The sequence below is a fragment of the Legionella drozanskii LLAP-1 genome (assembly GCF_001467585.1).
In the GTDB taxonomy this organism is placed as follows: domain Bacteria; phylum Pseudomonadota; class Gammaproteobacteria; order Legionellales; family Legionellaceae; genus Tatlockia; species Tatlockia drozanskii.
Map to the genome: position 1 here is coordinate 1 of NZ_LNXY01000011.1, position 21,426 is coordinate 21,426.

Sequence of the window (21,426 nt, forward strand, 5' to 3'; positions counted from 1 at the left end):
GTACGATGAGCAACTCCTTTTCCATAATCTATCGTCTGACCACCGAAAGCACGTTGATAAATCTTTCCATTATCCAGACGTGAGAATGGCATGCCCATATGTTCTAAATCATACATCGCACCAGGAGCCATTTTACACATATATTCAATGCTATCTTGATCTCCTAAATAATCCGATCCTTTAACCGTATCAAACATATGCCAACGCCAATCATCAGGATGAACATTACCTAATGCGGCAGCAATTCCACCTTGTGCAGAAACAGTATGCGAACGTGTGGGATACACTTTCGAAATTACAGCAACCTTTAATCCTGAATGAGCAAGTTGTAATGAAGCGGTCATCCCTGCACCACCAGCGCCTACAATCACAGCATCGAATGTATAATCTACTAAGTTCATTCTTAATACTCCATTAAACTATTTTCCACAAAATTTCGACGCCCCAAAAAAAATAAATAATCAATATAAAAATGACTAATACCTGTATGATTAATCGCATGGCAATAGGATTGATGTAATCGGTGATGACCGTCCAAATACCAACCCAGGCATGCAAAAATAAGCTTAACAATGCTGTTAGTGAAAACACTTGCATCCATGTGGCAGAGAAAAAATATCGTAAGGTAGTATAATCAAGCTTTGGGTGAAGAAGAAAAAATCCTAATAAGACTAAAAAATAAATTGCTATTATGAGAGAAGAAAAACGTTGCGCTAACCAATCTCGCAATCCATTCCCAGTCAAACTCATACTAACTATTAATTTGTTTACCATAGCCAACTCCCTAATAATATTGCTACAAGAACGGTAATTATTAAGGATATTCCTCCACTTATGCGTGCACTTCTGAGACTTTCTCCTATCCCAATATCCATCAATAAATGGCGTATACCAGCAATGAGGTGATAAAATAGCGCTACTAAAAAAAGCCACAACATCAATTTAGCAGGTAGATTTGTTAATAGTGTCTGTACACGTTCAAATCCTATTGTTGAACCTGTAGCAATATCCAGCATCCATAATAGAAAAGGAATCAATAAAAAGACAAAAATGCCTGATAATCGATGTAATAGAGAAATAATAGCGGTGAATGGGTATCGAATAGTGAATAAATTTAAGTTACGAAATTGCTGCTTATTCATCATTAATTCCTTTTGTTAAATCAGAACAATTAAGACTCTTTTTTCGTCATTATTCGACGAATATCTGCTATAGCTGCAGAAGGATTTAAATGTTTAGGACATACCACAGTACAATTCATAATCGTGCGACAACGAAAAACACTAAATGGATCTTGTAAATCAGCTAAACGTTTATCCGTTGCTTTATCGCGGCTATCTTGAAGAAATCGATTAGCCCATAACAAACCTGCAGGACCAATAAATTTTTCCGGATTCCACCAAGATGAAGGGCAAAAACTAGTGCAACAAGCACATAAAATGCATTCGTATAACCCATCTAATTTGGCACGTTCTTCGGGTGTTTGTAATCGTTCTGTAATAGGTGGCTGGGTGTCATTTTGTAAATAGGGCTGGACGCGTTCGTACTGTTCAAAAAATAATGTGAAATCTACTACTAAATCACGAATAACGGGCATATTAACCAAAGGTCTTATCACTATGGGAGGAGTCAAAGACGAAAGTGAAGTGATGCATGCCAAGCGATTCAATCCATTGATGTTCATACCATCAGAACCGCATACACCTTCTCTGCAAGACGCGCGAAATACCAGTGTCTCATCTTGCACGTTTAATAGTTGAAGTGCATCCAGCACCATCATGTCAGAACCGGGCGGAATTTCCAGTTCATAATCCTTCATATAAGGAGCCGAATCAGTCTCCGGGTTGTAGCGGGAAATTGAAAATCGCATTAAAGACCTCCTGTCTTTTAATATACGAATTCAGCCATATATACTCAAGTATGGCAAAAATCACAGTAGCAATATTGGGGAATAATTGAATATGATATCAATATCGCATTCTATCCTATTATGCATAAAAACATAACTCCCCTGCCGCCCTTGAATTGGTGAATATAGCTGGGAAGTTATGTTTTTATTCACATCCAGAAAATACGAACAAGGATATACAAAATTGTCATTCCAATTATAGGGATAACAATAAACCCAAGAAAATTATAAAATCCTATTCGGTTTTCTGCTGATTTATTATAGAATTTTTTAAATATTTTCCATTCACGTTTAAAAAAGCTTTTTCTGGTCATAATAAATCATCCATGATATGGGTTTTTTGCTACTTTCATTTTTTAAAGTATAGCTTTAATACTTAATAATTGTGTTTAATTTGTTTGGCACGCAACAAAGTTTAATGGTTAAGTAAAACCGGACAATTTTTTAAGCGTTCTTACCCGATTGAAATTACTAATATAATTTTCCTATCCCAACTAATTTTTTGATTTTATTTAAAAATTGGATGCTTATTTGTCGTGCACAATTTGCTCCTGCCTGTAATGCACGTTCTAACTCGCTAGGATTTCTCATCAATTCCTCCTATATTTTGCGTGATTCTCCAATTTCTTTATTGATTGTTTCAAATAGCATATCTTTAACCTCACCCCAGCTAATTCCATTAGCGTATTTTGTTCGCATAATTGCTACTTGTTCAGATATTAATGATGATAATATTCGTACAGAAGAATTTTCTGGGTACTAAATCATACTTTATAAATGGAGATATGTATGGGTAATCATTTAGCTTCTATTCACTGGCAACGTAATGGGCAAGATTTTAATTATGAAACCTATGATCGTACTTACACAATCAAATTTAGCGGAGGAGAAAACATTCAGGCATCAAATCCAAAGGACTACTTTGGTAAATCAGAATTGCCTAATCCTGAGGAATTACTCGTGTCAGCATTATCGGGTTGTTATATGCAAACATTTCTGGCAGTAGCTTGCAAAAATGGTTATATCATTGATAGTTACATCGATGAGGCTATTGGCATAACGAATAAAAATGAGCGTGGGAAAATTAGCGTTACAGAAATTACATTGCATCCCAAAATTAAATTTGGAGGATCTAAACTTCCTGACGATAATGCCGTAAATAAAATGCGTGAAAAAGCTCATGAAAATTGTTTATTTCGAATTCAATTAATAGTCACGTTAACATAGAGATAACAGCCAGCTAGAACCCCCTTATGGTAAATTAATGCTTTTGTTTTTAGCCTGGATTGGTGGCATCAAAATTAAGGAGAGAAAATGACTAGAGTTTTGTTTATTACTGGAGGCAGCAGAGGAATAGGGAGGGAAATTGCTTTAAAATTTGCAGCAGAAAAGGCATGTATTGTAATTGCAGCGAAAACCACACAACCACATCCAACACTTGAAGGAACTATTCACACTGTGGCAAAGGAAATTGAAAATCTTGGTGGACGTGCACTTCCTTTAATGGTTGACGTTAGGGATGAAGAGCAGATCCAAAATGCTATAAATATAACCATAGAAACTTTTGGAAAACTCGATGTTTTAATAAATAATGCAAGCGCAATTAGTTTAACAGATACCCTTAATACACCTATGAAGCGTTATGATTTGATGCAAGAAGTTAATGCACGTGCAACTTATGCTTGCTCTCAGGCTGCAATTCCACATTTAATAAAAAGCGCTAATCCGCATATTTTGACTTTGTCTCCGCCACTGAATATGGATAAAAAATGGTTTGCTCCTCATTTAGCTTATACTATGAGTAAATACGGTATGAGTATGTGTACTTTAGGGCTTGCTGAAGAGTTTAAAAAAGCAGGAATTGCTGTTAATTCCTTGTGGCCAAGGACAACCATAGCAACAGATGCCATTCGAGTTCATTTTCCTAGCGAAATGTATATGGCAAGTCGAAAACCGCAGATCATTGCTGATGCAGCTCATTGGATACTAACTCAACCGGCTAAATTGGTGACAGGCAATTTTTTTATAGATGAAGAGGTATTAATACAGAGTGGTGTAACTGATTTTTCAGCTTATGCTATGGATCCAAAAGCAGAACTTTATACTGATTTATTCTTATGATGCGTATTCTCAAGCATCACTAAAGAGTATTATTAATATTCATATTACATTTATTGAACAGAATGATCCCTGAACTTAACTCATCATTTTCCGAAATCTTAAACTTCTGGTTTGCTCCAGAATCAAAACGATATTGGTTTGCTAAAAACAAAAAATTTGATAATTTAATTAAAGATAAGTTTTTAATAATATATCAAGATGCTTGTTCTGATAAACTAGATTTCTGGAAAAAAACGCCGGCTGGAATGTTAAGTCTCATTATAATATTCGATCAATTTCCGCGTAATTTTTTTAGAGGATCTCCACAGGCTTTTGCAACTGACCTTAAAGCTTTAAATTTAGCAAAACTAGCAATTGAACAGAGCATGGATAAAAAATTGTCCACTGATGAAAAAAGACATTTTATGTACATGCCTTTCATGCATAGCGAAAACATCGCTGACCAAGAATTGTCCTTAAGATTATTTAATCATGCAAAATCCGCCACTAAGCATTACAACATTATAAAAAAGTTTGGCAGATTTCCCCATAGGAATAAAATTTTGAATCGCTCTTCTACATCTGAAGAGATAATATTTCTTGCAAAACCATATTCATCATTTTAAAAAACGGGAAAATACGGAAGCTGAGTTTTACCACGGCTTTTCCTTTCGCTGTAAAACAATCAAGCTAATTCTTCTTCGTTTTGATTGTTCATGATATCCAATAAAAATAATGCACATGGGCTGATGTGAGAATACGAATTACCATTCATTATCTTTCGAATTAGCCCAGGTTTTTAACCGACTGCTTGAGATCGATAGTTCTTACTTCATCAAGGTGGCTAACAGCTGCCAACTCACACGCGGCCCGCAGTCCCGAGCCACAGCGTCGCACCCGCACCGCTGCTGGTCGAAACCGGCCACGAATTAATGCAAAATCAACACCGAGACCAGAAGAGCCAGAAATAACCAACGGATACAATGAGACATCACGCCTTATATTATAATTGTAGTATGTTACAACCCTGGGTAATTTATCTTCATTAAACGCAGGCAATGGGTGAAAAGTCCGATCAGGCCTGCAATATTCATTAATCACATGAACAGGAAGGTCACGCTGAGCGATGCCTACCGCCATCCAGGCCGTCTTTCTTTCATCCCAATTCCAGTTATAAAATCCCTGAATATACCTTTCCAGTGCTGTTTTGAGTGGAGTAAAGTCAAAATGCTTTGTACAAAATTGTTCAACACGCTGGGTTCCATCAGTCTGGTTAAGTTGTTGGCTATACTTTAAGCCGCCCTTCTCTATCGTCTCGCAGCGTTTTAGCATTTCTGATTTTATATTCTCGTCCATATGTTTTTCCAGAATCCGGCACATATGGGTATCCTTGGCCCAGTAAGCATATTCGTAAGCGGTGCATACAAATGTTCGACCTGAGTAATCAGTGAAGGTTTCTTTTGCTAACAGCAGGTTTTTATAGTTACCTTTTTCCATTGGTTTATTCAGTAGATTCTCTGCTTCATTTTGTTGACCTCTTGCTACACAATGCAAAAAATTTGACCGGTGAGGTTCTGATGCAAGTGCATTCAACTGAAATAACACGATCGCATTATCTTTCTTGTCGTCTTGTTTATCGCCTGATTTTTTCATGATCGCCCTTCATTTATTAGGCAATTATGTTTTAACTTATACCATCTGATGTTCATGATCAAATCTCCACGTGTGCTATATTCCAGGTTAGCGATGATAAGCGCAATCCCATGTTTTTGAGTTGATAACATCAATCTAACTTCTTCTTAATGAATATTTCCGAGTCATATGAATAGTAGTATAGTGTCATTTTGTTAAAGAGAATCATTTGGCTCAGTTTTCAAACATAACAGTTCCAATATTTTTAATTGGGCACACAATTAGTTACTTTGCTATAAAATCGAAATAATACGCAAATCATGCAAAAACAAGATAGGTACTAAGGACGGAACTTAATGATAAAGAACAATACAATGGATAGTAAGATTAATTTGCAAGTTGATCCTGTTTCAAATGTCCTTAAATGGGTTCTATTAATCACAGCAATACTATGTTTCATCGTCATAATTTGGGGAACGGTTAAAACCTATCAATTAGCACCACCCTTGCCACATCAATTCGTCTCAGCTTCTGGAACAATTCTCATGACAGAAGAAGATATTGTTGCAGGAAAAGCAGGATTTCAACGTGCAGATCTTATGGATTATGGCAGTATCTATGGAATGGGGTCTTATTTTGGAGAAGACTATACCGCTCAATACTTGGTAGAATTAGGTCGTAAAACAGAAGAAAATATTGCGACTCTAAAATTTAAGAAATCTTTTGTCACTTTATCAGAAGGTGATCAATACGTCGCCCGAAAAGAAATGCAGGAGGCACTGCAACACGTTGATCTCAGCCATGACACGTCGATAATACCTGAAGTAATTGCAACAGCGATAACCGAGCTTCAGGCAGAAATAGCAAAGATGGTTCTTAATCACGATCCAATAAAGGGCTGGACAAAGGCGTACAGCTTAAACCAGCAAAGTGCTATCCAGGTCGCTGATTTCCTGATTTATTCCTCATTAACCACTATTGCGCATCGACCTGGTAAAGATTTTTCCTATACTAATAACTGGCCGTATGAGCCAACCATGGGTAATGTGCCTACTCCGGCAACCTTTTATTGGACATGGGTGTCCTTTTGCTTCGTTTTTTTTGGTTTTGGTGTAGTTCTCTATATTTATCATCGTTATTTAAATGGACCAGATGATGCAACTATGACTCCCATTTTGTTAGCATTTAAAGAATTAACAACCAGCCAGAAAAAAGTAGGTAAATATTTTTTAATTGTTGCAATCGTCTTATTAGTTCAAATTGCAGTAGGTGTCCTACTCGCCCATTACTATACGGAGCGAACTGGATTTTATGGAATTAATATCAACTCATTCCTTCCTTTTAATTTCTTACGCGACGTTCATACACAAACACCTATAGTTTGGATAGCCCTTTCTTGGATTAGTTCTGCTGTTTTTCTAGCCCCTATCATTAGTGGCAGAGAAGCTAAAGGGCAGGGATTTTTCGTTGATGTATTGTTTTGGGTAACCCTATTTATTGTAGCTGGCGCCATAATTGGCGATTACCTTGGAATCATGGGAGTTATTGACACAGCATGGTTTTGGATTGGGAATCAAGGATTATCGTATCTCCAGCTGGGTAGGCTTTGGCAGATAGGTTTTTGCATGGGACTTTTTTTGTGGAGTTTTATCGTTTTTCGAGGCATGTGGCCAACTTGGAATGGTCTAAAAACAGCAACTTTTGAGTTTTGGACAGGAAAAATTAAACTGGAACATTTGTTTTGGGCCAGCACCGTTAACATTGCCGTTCTGTATTGTTTTGGAATGATCCCGTTAACCGGAATTGAAAAATCATTTACCATTACTGATTTTTGGCGATGGTGGGTAGTACATCTCTGGGTTGAACAATCTTTTGAATTTTTTGCAGCCTGTGCTACGGCTTATCTATTAATGGGCGTTGGATTAGTATCAAGGCCTTTAGCAGAACGGACTGTTTTTTTTGAAGCTATTCTTATTTTTTTAGGTGGTGTCATAGGTACTGGGCATCATTGGTATTGGACAGGAGGACCTGATATGTGGGTGCCTCTAGGATCAATGTTCTCATTTATTGAAGTTCTACCCATTGCCCTGCTGATTATCAATGCAATCCAGGAACAACAGAAAATTAAAAAGGATAAGGAGTTTAAACACCACTTGGCTTATCTTTATATTTTAGGAGCGGCTTTCTGGAATTTTGTTGGTGCAGGTGTTTTTGGTGGCGGTACATTAAATGCTCCTTTAGTGAATTATTATGAGCACGGAACTTTTTTAACTTTGAATCACGCACATACAGCTTTATTTGGAGCATTTGGATTGCTTGCATTAGGAATGATCTATTTTTGCCTGCGTTTTGCGGCAGGAGATAAAGTCCAGTGGAGCGATCGATTGGGCACATGGGCATTTTGGTTATATAACCTAGGAGTGATTTTGTGGATTTTCCTGAATTTCTTCCCCATTGGTTGGCCACAATTACAAGCAGTATATGAGCATGGATTAACCTTTGCGCGTAGTCTTGAGTTTTATAATACAACTCTATTATGGCAGTGGTTGCGTATACCGGGAGATGTTGTATTTGCCATAGCTGCTTTGCTAATGGCATATGATTTTGTAATGAAGTTCAAACTCTTTTTTGTAAAAAATACCGAAAATCTGCAAAGAAGTTAACAGTCAAATTGCCAGAAATGGCAATTTGACTGTTTAAACAAAAGCCTTACAGAAAAGGATCACTAAAAATAAATTTAGAAGGCACACCTGCAAGAAAAATACTGGTTTTAAGTTTATTGGTTGTTTCTTTAGGCCCACAAACATATACACGTGTATCACTGGGATTATTAAGACAGGTTAAAACTTTTCGTTCAATCGAAGCCTCTGGATAACATCCCTGACTGTTTAGTACGCAAGGTTCATAACGAAAATTTTTGAATACTGCAGCTAGAGTCTTAAGCTCCTCAGCATAATAAATATCATTATCAATATAACCGCCATGTATTAGAGTAATAGTGCCTTCATGCCCTTGGCTAAGAGCACTTTTAATGATACCGATTAAAGGGGCTAAACCTGTTCCTGTCCCCGCCAACAGCATATCAAATGACAAGTTATCAGGATTAAAGTAATAGCATTTACCAAAAGGACCTCTAAGCCTGACTCGTGTATCGATTATCGCTGTTTCTTGCAACCATTGACTCATAGCACCATTCTCAACCATCTTAATTTGCAATTCAATATAACCATCTTGAGCTGGTATATTAGCAATAGAGTAGCTTCTAACAATCTGAGCCGAATTAATTAGATTAAGATATTGACCGGGAATCCAATCATCAAGATTGTCTACTAATAGCTTAATTTTTAACACATTATAATTTAGTCGTTCCATGCCAAAAAGCTTGGCTTCCATATCACATTCAGCCGCATCTGGTGATTCGAGTTCTATATCTGTTGCAGGCTTTGCCATGCAGGCAAGAAAATACCTCTGTGCTTTTAGAGTTTCCGGGAGTCCTTCCTGCCAGGAAGGATCAATCTCACCATCTGTAGCCTTAATAAGACATGACTGACAAATCCCTGTCTGACATGAATTAGGATAATTAATACCATTGCGTAAAAAACAACTTAAGATGTTCTCATTAGCCGCCAATGAATAAGGCTGATTTTTAAAGGTTATTATATTCATATCTAACGATCCAAAACATCGGAACGAACGCTATTAGCAATAGCGGCCACTTCATGAATATCGTTATCACTTACACCTAATTCTGTTAGTGTCGCACCTAAATGCTCGATAATGATGTCAACATGAGAATCGTTTAATCCCATTTTTACTAAATGACGATGCCCCTCTCGCATTCCTTTTCCTGTATAATGATTGGGGCCACCAAAAACCATCGTTAAAAAACCTTTTTGTTTGATAATCTGTTGTTCCATATCGATCTCATCAAAAAAATTATTAACGCGTTGATCAGCCAGGATTTTTCGATAGAAAATATCTACAGCGGTGTTAACCGCTGCTTGGCCACCTAGACGTTCATATAGGGATGTGGACATAATTTTAACTCCTTACGTTAAAGATGCATTTGAAATACATCTTATAAAAAGGAATAATAGGAGTCAATAAATAATCTTGGAAATTTTACTATGCAATTAACTCAATTCACGGATTACTCATTACGAGCTTTGATCTATATCGCTCTGAAAAAAAATATCTGCACCATCAAAGATATTATTGAAGCTTATACTATTTCGAATAATCACATGATTAAAATAATCCATAATTTAGCCAAACTAGGGCTAATTAAAACTATTCGGGGTAAAAATGGAGGAATTACCATGGCGGTAAATCCTATAGACATTAATTTGGGAGCCTTGATATTAAAACTTGAATCAAATTTTGATTTAGTTCCTTGTTTTAACAAAGAAAAAGCAAATTGTTGTATTGCCCCCGTATGCAAGCTTAAAAATATTCTTTATGAAGCTCAGAAAGCATTTATGAATGTGTTAAATCAATTTACCTTAGCAGATATCGTACACAACAAAATCGAATTAAATGCTTTATTAAACATTCATACCTAAGGTAGTTCTCACTGAATTTTTTGGGCTAACAAATGACCAAATAATCCCTGTAAAGGTCTTCCATATTCATCCAGCTTATGAAGAAGTCCTGCAGATTCTTTACATTCAAGTATCGACCAACCACTGTCCTGATAGGCCTGGGACTAAGGATCGTGCGGTGAAGTGTAAAATAAGGTCTTTTTTGAGGTTATTTTTAAAATAAAACCAATATAATCAATAACATAAAGTCATCTTATAAAGGAAATTTATTCGAGTAAAATTTGAGCATGCCTGAAAGGTTGCAATTTAAATTTTTTTATTTAATATCAACAAGTTAATCAAAACATGTTCGATGCAATATCGCGAATAAAAAAGTATAAATTTTTCCCATTGACATGAACCTCTAACCCGCACCAGGACTGGATCCATCATTAAAAAACAGCTTGATTTTGACACTTTACCGCACGATCCTTAGTCCCAGGCCTACTAGCGGCTTTGAGCATATTAATTAAAGGTAATGCTCTGTGATCTAGCTCATTGTCATCCTCTTGAGTTGCAATCGAGCTGGAGTTTTTACGTTTTTCTTGCTCAAGGGGCTTGTTCTAAGCGAGGAGCTCTTCAGCAACTATCGCTCCAGGCACAGTAGCACTGTGTCCATCATCATTTAATAGCTTCTTGGCTACATCCCCAAACTTAGTGATATTTTCATACTCTTTGCAGGAGAAAGTGACTAACATATAATTCCCTCAAAATCATAGAATGAGTTGCGGCAGCGAAGCGAAATCAAGGTTTCTTCATTTTAATCGTTCTAAATTTTTTGAAAGATGGGATAAGTATGAATGTGTAAGATATATATCCTTGATTTCGCTTCGCTGCATCAAGGCTACGATAATATAAATCATTCGAGAGCGCCATGAAAATTATTTTTTTAGATATTGATGATGTTTTGTACCTTAAAGTTTACCGAGAGCTTTCAGCAACTGAATTGCAGGATATACGTCTCAAATTAAAGGAAAAGTATTCTCCTGAAGCCGTTGATAGTTTGAAAGAGCGTTTTCTGATAGCTGCTTTAAATTTTACACCTCTAGCCATTGATTATTTAAAAATACTTTGTCAGGAAGAAGATGTTAAGATTGTTATCTCTTCTACTTGGCGACTTTCCAACTCTCTGGAGCAGTTACAGGCCTTATTTTCCATGTATGAACTGGGCGATAAGATAATTGGTTATACCCCAGATATTTACTATTACAACCGCGGTCAAGAAATTGAATCATGGCTTATAGAGCATCTCGATAAGATAGACGCTTTTCTTATTCTAGATGACGATAATTGGAATATATCGGGTCATTTTTTACCTCGCTTTGTACATTGCACTCAAGGTTTTCATTTTGAAAAGTACTTTTTAGAAGCTCAGCAGATCTTAAAAACGCCACTACGAGGAGAAGAGTCAAATGTGGGGCGATATTTCAAAGCTGTTGAGCAGTCCATTGCTTCTAATCGCCCTATTCTTATTCGTTCTTTTGATATCGCTGAATATAGGTTAATTAATCAATGTAACCAAAGAGAATTTATGGTCTGTCTTGGCAAGCTAATTCCTCAAGGTCCTGAGGATGCCTGCTCATTCACTTTTGAGAGCCTAGACGGTTCTGCAATTTTAGAAATCCTTAGCTTTCTTGATGAACATAAAATTAATATTAATACACTTCATTTTTTGAATTGTTATAGTGATCTTGGTTTAGTTCTTAAAAATTGGTTTCAACATGTTTCTGATCCACTCAATATTAAAATTACCCATCGAAAGCCTCAGTTTAGTAATACCTTATTTGAAGCCATAGAAGGTAACAACAATCTCTTGGTTGAATTTCACTATGGAGAATCACTATTTTACGAACTTGATCTTGGATTAATTATTGAGCTCGAACGAAAAAAACGTATTAATTGGTTCTGCTATGATGGAAGTTCAGACAAATCTCAGTCTTCCAAGTTCACATATACTCAAGACGGAGTGCAATTTTTTAAACGCTTGCCAAGTCGAAATCCAGATGACTTACTTATATCAAGTCAGCCCACCAACTCTTTAGGTTGATTAGGACCTGTTTAAAAATCTACTGTCTTTTCAGCTCAAATCAGCGAATTGTAAACAGGCCCTATTATTTACAGAGTTTTTAGTTTGAGCTAGATAACGTACCTTATCCATCACAAACAGGGTATAATGAGGGAAAATCAAAAAAGAGACCCTATGAATTTCCTGGATGACCAAAATCCAAAAAATCGAAAGTTTGTGATAGATAAGATTTTCCATCCTTTGGATGTTCATTTTGACACCAATTCACTTTCAGCATGGTTGTCTTATTATTACTCAGTGCATGTAAAAGGGGCTCCAGAGAAAACCGAACAAGCCAAAATGAAAGACCTGTCAAAATTTATTCATTTTTTCCAAAATGAAGTAGGGCATGATTTGGTCGATAGTTGGACACCAGCAGTGAGCAAGCATTTTCAGAAAAATTTATGTAAAACGATTTCAGAGAAAACCGGAAAACCATACAAAGCAACTTCTATTAATCGAACGATGGCAACAATTCGCCACGTAGGTCGATGGCTTCATCAACAACGTCCCTTATTAGCAGGCGATCCACTAGCGCAAGTTAAAGATCTACAAACCGATGCGCCTGATTGGAATGGATTAACTTCACGTCAATTAATGAGATTAAAATCTGCTTGCGAACAACGGATTAAAAGCTGTACACGCAAAAATCAAAATCCATTAATGGAAATGGCATTATTTTATGTGTTGCTTGGCACAGGGCTTCGCGAATCGGAAGTGGTTACCTTAAATGTCGGCCAGTATAGACAAAAGGGTTTGTGTGAAGTGTTACGCCATAAATCAAAACGAATCAGCCAAAAAATTCCTTTGCCGCAAGAGAGTAGGGGATATTTAGATCAATATTTAGAAAGAAGGGAGGCCCAAGAGGATGAACCTTTATTTATCACAAGATATGGTACTCGATTACAAACTTTAGACGTTTATCGAATATGTCAACGCGTTCTAAAGCAAGCCTTGGCTTTTTTGCCAGATCATGAGAAGTTTGAATTTACTCCTCATAAACTACGACATACTTTTCTAAAAAAGGTAACTGATAAGCACGGGGTGCATTTTGCGCAGGAAATAAGCGGAAATGTATCTATTAAAGAAATATTTCGTTATGCAAAACCCAGCCAGGAAGAAATGCAAACAACAATTGAGGAGTTATTTGAAATTTGAAAACATCTTTAACCTATAAAAAGGTAATAGAAAATGAAGCAATATCAAAATCATCATTATGTATCTCAATGGTATCAGTATAATTTTATCCCAAGCGAATTCAAAAGTAAGAATCTTTATTACCTTGATTTAAATCCGCCCCAGAGAATAAGTGCAGGGCATAGATATTCCTTAAAAAATCCAAATTGGTGGGGACCAAGTAAATGTTTTTTTTCAAAGCATTTATATAGTTTAAAGATAGGGGAAGGATATTCCACTGAGTTAGAAGAAAAATTTTTTGGAAGAATAGACCGAATAGGGGCGGCTTCACTCAATTATTTTTCAAATTTTACTCATCCGTCTGCCAATTCAACATACTTCGACGATTTTATTGATTTTATGAGCACACAGAGATTGCGTACTCCAAAAGGATTAGGCTATTTTCAAAAATTAATTAAAATCAGTGATCAAAATGAATTGCTAAAGAAAATTGAGGAACTACAGAGATTGTTTGGTGCAATTTGGTCTGAAAGTCAGTGGTGCATCCTTGATGCAAGTCAGTCTAACATCAAATTTATCATTTCTGATCATCCTGTTACTACTTATAATAAGCAGTGTTTTCCAGGTTCAAAATATTGCTTAAGTTTTAATGATCCGGATATTCGATTTTTAGGAACACATACTATTTTTCCTTTAAATTTTAACAAACTCTTAGTACTTACAAATAATGGATGGTTTAGAAATCCTTATCAAAAGCCACTTAAATATCGAGAAAATCCTCATTATGTAAGAAATTCTTTCTTTAATTTTCAGGATATCCAAATTGGGCGACAGTTATCGGAACTCGAGGTTAGCCAGATAAATTACATCATAAAAAATCGTGCATTTAGATATATTGCGGCGGCTAAAGAAGAATGGCTTTATCCAGAAAGTAAATTGTCGAATACTTATTGGCCGAACTTTGGAAAAGACTTTTTATTAATGCCAGATCCTCGTTCTTCATTGATTTCTTCAGGGCCATTAATTTCGTACTTTGACGGAAGAATTGATGCTTATGATATATATGGGCGGAAACCACATGATCAAAGGTATGAAGATCAAAAATTAAAGAAAAAAGAGTCTGAAGCTTTCAAGGCATTTAGGGGTGATTATGCTCGGAAATTTGGTCCTAGAAGGCGAGGCTTGACAGGGGTTGGAGCTGAATTAGGTTATACGGATGATCCTGAATCTCATACAAGAAATATAAAAATTCCAAAACTACAAAACTAAAGAAACGATAAACGGTAATATGGTGAGCCCTTCATTTTTAGCTGAAGCAAAAAGTAGAGGATTACGCAAATAGTGCCAATTTTTGCCTTGGAGGAATCCCTCCAATAGCAGTATTTGTACGTTCATAACCATTGTTCGCATGAAGTTGTACCTCAGCAATACTTTGAAATAAATATTGAGCTTAACTCATCATACCTAACTCTGGAATTATAGCGTTCAATATAGGCATTTTGTTGAATGAGTTCCAGATTCGTGTTACATAATTGACCCCTGTTCTTAAATCAAGACGGGCATATTGGCAATGTCAGGTTTTAACGTTTTGTTACTAATGTCATTAGTTATCAAGCACTCACGCAGAGGAGTTAGTACATAATTGGTATAAGGGACATTAATTTTAATTACATCTGCAAAATGTTGTAGGTGATTATTTATGCAATGATTAACTAACTTATCCAAACTTGGAAATTTTCCTGTTTCTAAATAATGAGTGCACGGGCTTCTGAAAAAAAGAAATGATCCTTTTTGTGCTTGAGCACGTATATTAAATTGAAGCTCATCATCATTATAAAGAAAACAGGGAGCGTCATCAGAAAAATCTAGTTGTTTGTAAGCGTAAACTGAAAAACATGTAGAGTCGATTTTATCTCCACCATCAGTAGCAAAATGTAGAGCAACTAAATAGCATGTAGTTACGTCTACTGCTGCTGTTGGAAAATCGTAGTGCTGGGGGAATGTTTGATTGTAACTTGTTATAACATTATCATGGCTACCTTTTTGGTGGATATTTCCATCCATCAAAATTATATCTAATAATAAGGGTAGAGTATGTTGAATATAACCAATGAATTTATCTTTCGTAGCCCAAACTTGATAAGGAATAACTTCACAAAGAGATGAAGTTTTCTTATCAAAGAGATGATTGTTTGGATTTTGGCTAACATAGAGACCAAGATAAAAATTATATTTTAATAAGAATGTCCCCAATTCAAATAATTTCTGAATTTTGAGTGGTAATTGCTCAAAATATCGTATTTTATTTTTATTCTTATAAAGAATTAAGCTCACAAACTCTAGAATTTCTTTACAATTAAGCCATTCTTTTACAACAGATTCGTTAAATGGATATGAATAATTAGAAGAGGGGACTTGTATTTTCTTTATATATGCATCGAGCCGATTTTCTCTAAAAATACTAGGAATTACATGCCATTGAATTGCATCTCGTTGACCTCGAAAAAAATACCCCTGTCCTGAAAGAGCTTCTAAAAAAGGAATTAGTTCTTTTAATGAATTAAAGTAACGGCTTTTCATTTTTATTTTTCAATATTAATCATAGTACATGACAATAATTTAAAGGCCATATTGTTCTGATAATATACATCATCAAATCATAAAAACAACCAGTCATCGGAATAAATTAGCATGAGATTAAAGATAGTGCGCAAGTAAAAACACTGTTACTGCCCAATAAAGTAAAAAACTTAATTATTGTAAATTGATCTTAGATTCATTTAAACGAATCTTTCGAGTTTATCATTCCGAAAATGGAACATTGAGTGGGGAAATCTAATTTGTATTTATGTCCTTTCATAGACAATTGTCCCTGAGTGGACTATAATTTACTAAAGTTTATGAGGAGATCATTATGCAAATTAATACAAATTCGTTACAACAAATACCTGATGAGGTGATATGGAAATCGTTAATTAATCTTGTAGAACGTTTTGATTTGAAAGAAAACGAAGCCCGTATTTTAATGGGAGACATACCTCGATCAACATATACTTCTCATAAGGCAAAATTAAATAGGGATCAAAAAGAACGAGTTTCTTATCTTTTAGGAATCTATAAATCTTTACGTATTTTGTTTGATGATGCAGAGCAAGCTAGGACATGGATTAATCGTAAAAATAAATTACCTCCTTTTAATGGCTTAACCCCAAAGGAATATATGCTGGAAGGGGGGATGATTCGTCTTGCCGATGTGAGAAAGTTTCTGGATTTCTGGAGAGGTTATTAAGATGTACTCATTTAGGGATTATGATAAAAAAGTTCATAGATTAATACCCTCTAAATTCCCACCAGTAACATTATTTGATTGGGCAGATTCGCTAGAAGAGCTTGAGCAAATTGCTCTTCTTGAAGGTTTAACTAATGAAAGGATTTTATTAGAGCTTGGTAAAATAAATCTAATAGACAAAGAAGATTGGATAGGAGGCCCTGGTTCGACGCCCATCATGGCTGCTTTTACGCATACTGGATTTGGTTCAAGATTTAGCGACGGCAACTTTGGTGTTTACTATGCTGCTTCGTCACTTGAAACAGCTATAAAAGAAACTTGCTTCCATCGAGAAAGATTTTATAGTGCCTCTAATGAAAAACCATGTTCCATCTCTATGCGAGAGTATCTTAGTAAAATACGAAAACCATTAGTGGATATTACAGATAAACGCTATGAGAAATTATTTAATCCTGATCCTGCAAATTATAGTATAAGTCAAGAGTTTGGAAAAAAAATACACGAGGATAAACATTGGGGATTGTTGTATCCAAGTGTTAGAAATATTAATGGCTTATGTATGGGGATATTTAGACCTCCTGCTTTAGAAATACCTATACAAGGATGTCATTTAAGGTATATTTGGGATGGACAACGAATTTCAGAAGTATATAAAGAAAGTAAAATAAGGAATTTGCCATAGTGTAGACCTCCGGCCGGGATCTTAGCGAAAAAGGGTCATGTGGTTTATTTAATTAATTATCAATCTATATTCTTAATTAATTTTAAAGAGGTTATGAGTAGTTTGTTCTAATTTAAACTTCATTGCTCTTTTATGTGTACTATTTTTATGCCAACTAGTGAGATAATAAAAAAAATTTAAACACATATTGGATGGAATATGTATGTAATTTGCACATGACCCCTTTTCGCTAAGATCCCGGCCGGAGGTCTATTTGGATGACTGGTTTAGCTCATTGATTCATGGATATGAAAGACTAGATAAAAATTTTAAAAAGCTATTTATTTTTGAGATTGACGAATTGATATTTTTACTTGCCCTTCCGATGAAAAATAATTTTAGGACACCATATTCTTGGATGGCTTCTTCCAATGGATGTTGATTGTTTATGCACTGAGCCTTTTCAAAATCATTGAGGCTCGGTGTTTTCTAAGCAGAAAGCAATGTATGTGCTCTGAACTTAGGGTTGAATTACAGCTCTGGGGTAAAAGCGAACTGCAAATGAGTAATTTTGAAAGGATTTGATAGGTCAAGGCAAAAATTGATATTTTTTAACTAATATGAGTAATTTGCAAGCTAAATAAAGCGATTTTTCATAACTGCTCGCATAATAAGTTACTGAAAAAAATATCATACAAAGTTAAGATGACAATTAACAATTTGATTTTTTTGTAAAAAATTGCTTCGATATAACTCATAATAACTATTTATCAAAAAATGAGACGATTCGCTTTTGCCCCAGATCTGTAATTCAACCCATATTTGTAATTGAAACCAAGCACTACAAAGGCTGGATATTTGCTAATCCTAAATCGAATTTTGGACTCAGACCATCTTTACAAAGAAATGTAGATTTCGGAATCCAATTCATCAAAATTATAAACACGTTAAAGCCATTCAAAATATTTTTGAATTATTAGAGAAGCGGTATATCTATAATGTTGTTGTTTTTAGTGATAGAGCGGTATTTAAAACTGTTAAGCCAGAAAATGTGTTTTATATAGAAGAATTACTTTCTTCACTAGAACAATATTCAGATGGCGCTTTAAGTTTAAACCGCGTTCAGTTTTGTGTGGGACGATTAGAGTATCTACGGTTAGAATTAACACAACAAACCGATATTGAACATCGTGCATCTTTAGCGCAAAGATTTGGTAGATTTTGAAAATTTATATAATTTTTAATCTTTACTTCAATAAACAACCTTGGGTACAAGGTACTCTAACGTATTGATAACGAAGTTTTAGATTATCATGTATAACGAACGACTAAAGAAATTAATTGAAGAGAAAAAGTTAAGTATTCCACAGCTTGCAAAATTAATACAAAAGAGCCCTAATACAATCAAATCTTGGTTAGCTAATCCAGATTCTACAAAATTTAGATCTTTGTCTTATCATATGTTTATGTATATCGTTTCTGTAGTTACTTTACATAATTGCAAAAATGACCGCGACATCGAATATCTAATTGCTGATCATAATTATAGTGCTGAATATCATATTAAAAATGCCATGGGGTTTTTAGACGCATTATTAAATAAACTGAACAATTATAATAATGATATAGCTTCACATATCATAAAGAATCTAGAATGTGCTTTGGATGATATTACAATTACAAATCAAATTATAAGGGAGTATCTGCCATCAATAAGATCCAATCAGCCTTCATTAGTTATTCATAAAGAAACCAATGAATACATTATTGAACGAAATGTTGAAAGGGAAATGGGAAAGTAGGGTAGATCCAATCCGCCAAATATTATTTTATCCAAAGCAATATATCTTGTAATTCATTTTTATAGTTGACTATCTTAGCCACTTCAGAACAGTTCTCCACGGTTGAATAATTCAGAGCTTTTATTGCTAATTGTAAATCAAGTTTTGCAGTGAAATTATCGTCTTCTGTGAAAGCTTCTCCAGCCATCTCTGCACTTATGGATGCATCATATAATTTTTCCGCGCAAAAAACGTTTGATTCTAGCTCTTTTGTTTCAACTAATTTTATAGATAACTGATGACATCGTTTTGCCAGGTTCATATCGAGAAAACCAGCATTTACAGTTAAAGGCATTGACAAAATTAGGGAGATAATTATTGTTTTTTTTATCATAAAACATCCTAGTTATTTAACTATTTTCAATTTTTTGATTACCCGCGGTGATTAAAACATAAAGTCGACATGTCATACAAGAAATTGCTAACGTTAATTTAATCGTGGCAATAATATAAATAAGTGCTAGAACTACTAGTTTTTTGGTGTTTTATTCAAATCTAAAACATATTCCCCAAATCTCTTGATATGCTCAGTCATGTAAGGGCTCATATGGCTCACATCCAAAACAAATAAATCGTTTAATAATCTTCTGAAATATATTTTTATTAAATAACATATAAGAATAGCGAACTGCGCAAATCCGAGATAATGAGAATTTTCTTTTTTTTTACTTTTTTCTTTTGACTGATGATAGCCTTTCAAGTAAATTCGCGTTCGCTTAAAAAGATGTAATGGAAATGGAGATACTGGATGAAAAAAATATTACTACTGTCCACTATTTTAGGGGTGTTGCCCCTAAGTCTACATGCTGGAATGGTTTCTACAACCGTTCACAGCCGCGCCAATTGCTACAACAATGAATCTATAACTTGGTGGTTTAATCATCCTTATGATTGGAGAGTTGTAAGCACTCATGGAAATATTTATGGGGCTGACCGGGATCACATGATTGATACAGGTTACAGTGTAACATGGAGGCAAGCTGCTGTTCATTGGGGAGAAGCACCGCTAAATGATCACAGATGGTTCGTTTCTGGATACCATTATCTAAGTGATTATGGTAATGGAAGAATTCCGTTTGATAAAACTAATGTTAAAGATTGCAGTATTTATAACGGTTGGTGGGATCACTAAACACTTATTTGGGTTAAAGGAATAGATAAATGAAGAAAAAATTATTAATAGCAGGAATGTCAGTTATATTTTCTTTTAAAGCAATGGCAGATGTTCAACCTACTATAACTAACGAAGAAATCGACAAACGTAATAGAGCAATGCTTGCTAAAGCAGGTATTGAACTACCGGACTCTATTGAAGTAAGTATGGTTTCTGCAAATAAATACATTGAAAGCAATAGTATTAAACAAAATGCAAACGATGCTCATATGGCAACAAAGATGAAAGAGTATCTAGCCCTGAATAATGAGCAACAAAAAAATGGCTACGTTAAAGATAATGAGCCACGAGCAAAAGAGTTAATCGAGTTAAAACATGTTGCTTTGTATCATAAGGCAAAATATAAAGGAGCTCTTTCCTCTGAAAGTACTCATATACGAGCATCTATTGACGAGTTAAAAATAGCTTATACTTTTGTCGGTGTTCCTATTGAAGAAATGGATCTCAACATTGGGGTCGCTCCTTATGGCGCTTATAAGTCATTGAAAAATGGAGATGATGGAGACGGATGGGACGGTGCTGTTCAGTTCTTTGACAAAAAAGGGATTGGCAGTTGCGCTTTTACTGAACACAATAGAAAACTTGCTCATAGTGGCGTTGAGCTGATAAAAGAGTTGGTTACTTATGATGTCCATAACAAACCGACTATAGTGCTAGTTAAAGGAAATAAAGAATCAGGTTTTGTTTATAAGTTAAAATGGTATGACAACACTTTTAGCAGAGAACTTGAGTGTGCTAATTCTGAGTTCAGCCAACAATTACGGACTGAAATAATTGCTTTGGCTAATCGTATTGAATCCTATCAGCAACCTTCTTAATTTACCAATGAGCTTGAGTTGGATTTTGAAGTCGTCAAAGTGGTAGTAATGATGACTTCAAAACCATAAGAATGTAAAAGAAAGTTAAGTAAGGGGCTAAGGGAGTAATGGAACCGCCAACCCACTTAAGCATTAAATTGAGCCTGTAAAAAATTTGTGTAACTGCAAAATCTCAATTAACGGGTTTTACCGCATAATATGCCACAGCATAAAAATTGTA

24 protein-coding genes and 2 pseudogenes are annotated in these 21,426 nt (G+C 35.2%); 14 read left to right on the plus strand and 12 right to left on the minus strand.

Annotated features, from left to right (window positions below; all coding sequences use genetic code 11):
• The 4 genes from Ldro_RS03830 to Ldro_RS03845 all read right to left on the minus strand — a co-directional run.
• The coding region (locus Ldro_RS03830) for an FAD-binding protein (protein WP_157066453.1) at window positions 1–401 on the minus strand (401 nt) is incomplete at its 3' end.
• A gap of 13 nt (window positions 402–414) precedes the next feature.
• Window positions 415–774: a succinate dehydrogenase, hydrophobic membrane anchor protein gene (gene sdhD / locus Ldro_RS03835; protein WP_058495106.1), complete on the minus strand. Its 360-nt coding sequence runs from the start codon at window positions 772–774 to the stop codon at window positions 415–417.
• Window positions 768–1,145: a succinate dehydrogenase, cytochrome b556 subunit gene (sdhC, locus tag Ldro_RS03840; RefSeq protein WP_238583951.1), complete on the minus strand. Its 378-nt coding sequence runs from the start codon at window positions 1,143–1,145 to the stop codon at window positions 768–770. The genes sdhD and sdhC overlap by 7 nt, the downstream gene beginning before the upstream one ends.
• Before the next feature lie 26 nt (window positions 1,146–1,171).
• Window positions 1,172–1,870 (minus strand): succinate dehydrogenase iron-sulfur subunit, encoded by a 699-nt coding sequence (locus tag Ldro_RS03845; RefSeq protein WP_058495108.1) that lies wholly within the window; start codon window positions 1,868–1,870, stop codon window positions 1,172–1,174.
• Between the two features lie 828 nt (window positions 1,871–2,698).
• Here Ldro_RS03845 and Ldro_RS03850 point away from each other — a divergent pair.
• The 3 genes from Ldro_RS03850 to Ldro_RS03860 all read left to right on the plus strand — a co-directional run bounded on the left by Ldro_RS03850 (window position 2,699) and on the right by Ldro_RS03860 (window position 4,635).
• Complete coding sequence (locus tag Ldro_RS03850) at window positions 2,699–3,136, plus strand: OsmC family protein (protein WP_238583952.1); 438 nt, start codon at window positions 2,699–2,701, stop codon at window positions 3,134–3,136.
• An 87-nt stretch (window positions 3,137–3,223) separates the two neighbouring features.
• Window positions 3,224–4,030: an SDR family oxidoreductase gene (locus Ldro_RS03855; RefSeq protein WP_058495109.1), complete on the plus strand. Its 807-nt coding sequence runs from the start codon at window positions 3,224–3,226 to the stop codon at window positions 4,028–4,030.
• A 62-nt stretch (window positions 4,031–4,092) separates the two neighbouring features.
• Window positions 4,093–4,635 (plus strand): DUF924 family protein, encoded by a 543-nt coding sequence (locus Ldro_RS03860; protein ID WP_058495110.1) that lies wholly within the window; start codon window positions 4,093–4,095, stop codon window positions 4,633–4,635.
• Between the two features lie 160 nt (window positions 4,636–4,795).
• Here Ldro_RS03860 and Ldro_RS03865 read toward each other — a convergent pair whose 3' ends face one another.
• On the minus strand, window positions 4,796–5,662 hold the full coding sequence (locus Ldro_RS03865; RefSeq protein ID WP_058495111.1) for a hypothetical protein: 867 nt from the start codon (window positions 5,660–5,662) through the stop codon (window positions 4,796–4,798).
• 335 nt (window positions 5,663–5,997) lie between these two features.
• Here Ldro_RS03865 and Ldro_RS03870 point away from each other — a divergent pair, with 335 nt between their 5' ends.
• Window positions 5,998–8,304 (plus strand): nitric-oxide reductase large subunit, encoded by a 2,307-nt coding sequence (locus Ldro_RS03870; RefSeq protein ID WP_058495112.1) that lies wholly within the window; start codon window positions 5,998–6,000, stop codon window positions 8,302–8,304.
• Between the two features lie 46 nt (window positions 8,305–8,350).
• On the opposite strand, the gene Ldro_RS03875 is transcribed toward Ldro_RS03870, so the two are convergent.
• Window positions 8,351–9,307 (minus strand): FAD-binding oxidoreductase, encoded by a 957-nt coding sequence (locus Ldro_RS03875; RefSeq protein ID WP_058495113.1) that lies wholly within the window; start codon window positions 9,305–9,307, stop codon window positions 8,351–8,353.
• A gap of 2 nt (window positions 9,308–9,309) precedes the next feature.
• On the minus strand, window positions 9,310–9,678 hold the full coding sequence (locus Ldro_RS03880) for a group I truncated hemoglobin (RefSeq protein ID WP_058495114.1): 369 nt from the start codon (window positions 9,676–9,678) through the stop codon (window positions 9,310–9,312).
• Between the two features lie 90 nt (window positions 9,679–9,768).
• On the opposite strand from Ldro_RS03880, the gene Ldro_RS03885 reads away from it, so the two are divergent.
• Complete coding sequence (locus tag Ldro_RS03885; protein WP_058495115.1) at window positions 9,769–10,203, plus strand: Rrf2 family transcriptional regulator; 435 nt, start codon at window positions 9,769–9,771, stop codon at window positions 10,201–10,203.
• Window positions 10,204–10,211: 8 nt separating this feature from the next.
• Here the strand turns inward: Ldro_RS03885 and Ldro_RS16700 are convergent.
• Window positions 10,212–10,337: pseudogene (locus Ldro_RS16700) on the minus strand (SAM-dependent methyltransferase); the annotation flags it as partial.
• Window positions 10,338–10,784: 447 nt separating this feature from the next.
• Window positions 10,785–10,919, minus strand: a complete 135-nt coding sequence (locus Ldro_RS16705) for a DUF1840 family protein (RefSeq protein ID WP_238583953.1) — start codon at window positions 10,917–10,919, stop codon at window positions 10,785–10,787.
• Window positions 10,920–11,095: 176 nt separating this feature from the next.
• On the opposite strand from Ldro_RS16705, the gene Ldro_RS03890 reads away from it, so the two are divergent.
• The 3 genes from Ldro_RS03890 (at window position 11,096) to Ldro_RS03900 (ending at window position 14,692) form a co-directional block, all read left to right on the plus strand.
• Window positions 11,096–12,268, plus strand: a complete 1,173-nt coding sequence (locus tag Ldro_RS03890) for an HAD domain-containing protein (RefSeq protein WP_058495116.1) — start codon at window positions 11,096–11,098, stop codon at window positions 12,266–12,268.
• A gap of 153 nt (window positions 12,269–12,421) precedes the next feature.
• Window positions 12,422–13,444: a tyrosine-type recombinase/integrase gene (locus Ldro_RS03895; RefSeq protein ID WP_058495117.1), complete on the plus strand. Its 1,023-nt coding sequence runs from the start codon at window positions 12,422–12,424 to the stop codon at window positions 13,442–13,444.
• Window positions 13,445–13,477: 33 nt separating this feature from the next.
• Complete coding sequence (locus Ldro_RS03900; RefSeq protein ID WP_058495118.1) at window positions 13,478–14,692, plus strand: DUF4238 domain-containing protein; 1,215 nt, start codon at window positions 13,478–13,480, stop codon at window positions 14,690–14,692.
• A 61-nt stretch (window positions 14,693–14,753) separates the two neighbouring features.
• On the opposite strand, the pseudogene Ldro_RS16455 reads toward Ldro_RS03900, so the two are convergent.
• Window positions 14,754–14,928, minus strand: a pseudogene (locus tag Ldro_RS16455) (integrase core domain-containing protein); the annotation flags it as partial.
• Between the two features lie 40 nt (window positions 14,929–14,968).
• Window positions 14,969–16,003, minus strand: a complete 1,035-nt coding sequence (locus Ldro_RS03905) for an FRG domain-containing protein (protein WP_058495119.1) — start codon at window positions 16,001–16,003, stop codon at window positions 14,969–14,971.
• Between the two features lie 334 nt (window positions 16,004–16,337).
• Here Ldro_RS03905 and Ldro_RS03910 point away from each other — a divergent pair, with 334 nt between their 5' ends.
• From Ldro_RS03910 to Ldro_RS03920, 4 genes are all read left to right on the plus strand, one after another.
• Window positions 16,338–16,712: an MbcA/ParS/Xre antitoxin family protein gene (locus Ldro_RS03910; RefSeq protein WP_058495120.1), complete on the plus strand. Its 375-nt coding sequence runs from the start codon at window positions 16,338–16,340 to the stop codon at window positions 16,710–16,712.
• A 1-nt stretch (window position 16,713) separates the two neighbouring features.
• Window positions 16,714–17,394, plus strand: coding sequence for an RES family NAD+ phosphorylase (locus Ldro_RS03915; protein ID WP_058495121.1), 681 nt, complete (start codon window positions 16,714–16,716; stop codon window positions 17,392–17,394).
• A gap of 904 nt (window positions 17,395–18,298) precedes the next feature.
• Window positions 18,299–18,598, plus strand: coding sequence for a hypothetical protein (locus Ldro_RS16710; protein ID WP_238583954.1), 300 nt, complete (start codon window positions 18,299–18,301; stop codon window positions 18,596–18,598).
• Window positions 18,599–18,686: 88 nt separating this feature from the next.
• Window positions 18,687–19,175, plus strand: coding sequence for a helix-turn-helix domain-containing protein (locus Ldro_RS03920; RefSeq protein WP_058495122.1), 489 nt, complete (start codon window positions 18,687–18,689; stop codon window positions 19,173–19,175).
• A gap of 22 nt (window positions 19,176–19,197) precedes the next feature.
• Here the strand turns inward: Ldro_RS03920 and Ldro_RS03925 are convergent, their stop codons facing one another.
• The gene (locus tag Ldro_RS03925) at window positions 19,198–19,548 is read right to left on the minus strand and encodes a hypothetical protein (protein ID WP_058495123.1); all 351 of its coding nucleotides are present in this window, start codon (window positions 19,546–19,548) and stop codon (window positions 19,198–19,200) included.
• Window positions 19,549–19,962: 414 nt separating this feature from the next.
• On the opposite strand from Ldro_RS03925, the gene Ldro_RS03930 reads away from it, so the two are divergent.
• Both Ldro_RS03930 and Ldro_RS03935 read left to right on the plus strand, forming a co-directional pair.
• Window positions 19,963–20,346 carry a hypothetical protein gene (locus tag Ldro_RS03930; protein WP_058495124.1) on the plus strand — a complete coding sequence of 128 codons (384 nt, stop codon included), beginning with the start codon at window positions 19,963–19,965 and terminating at the stop codon, window positions 20,344–20,346.
• A 29-nt stretch (window positions 20,347–20,375) separates the two neighbouring features.
• Window positions 20,376–21,206 carry a hypothetical protein gene (locus Ldro_RS03935; RefSeq protein WP_058495125.1) on the plus strand — a complete coding sequence of 277 codons (831 nt, stop codon included), beginning with the start codon at window positions 20,376–20,378 and terminating at the stop codon, window positions 21,204–21,206.
• The last annotated feature ends 220 nt before the right edge of the window (window positions 21,207–21,426 follow it).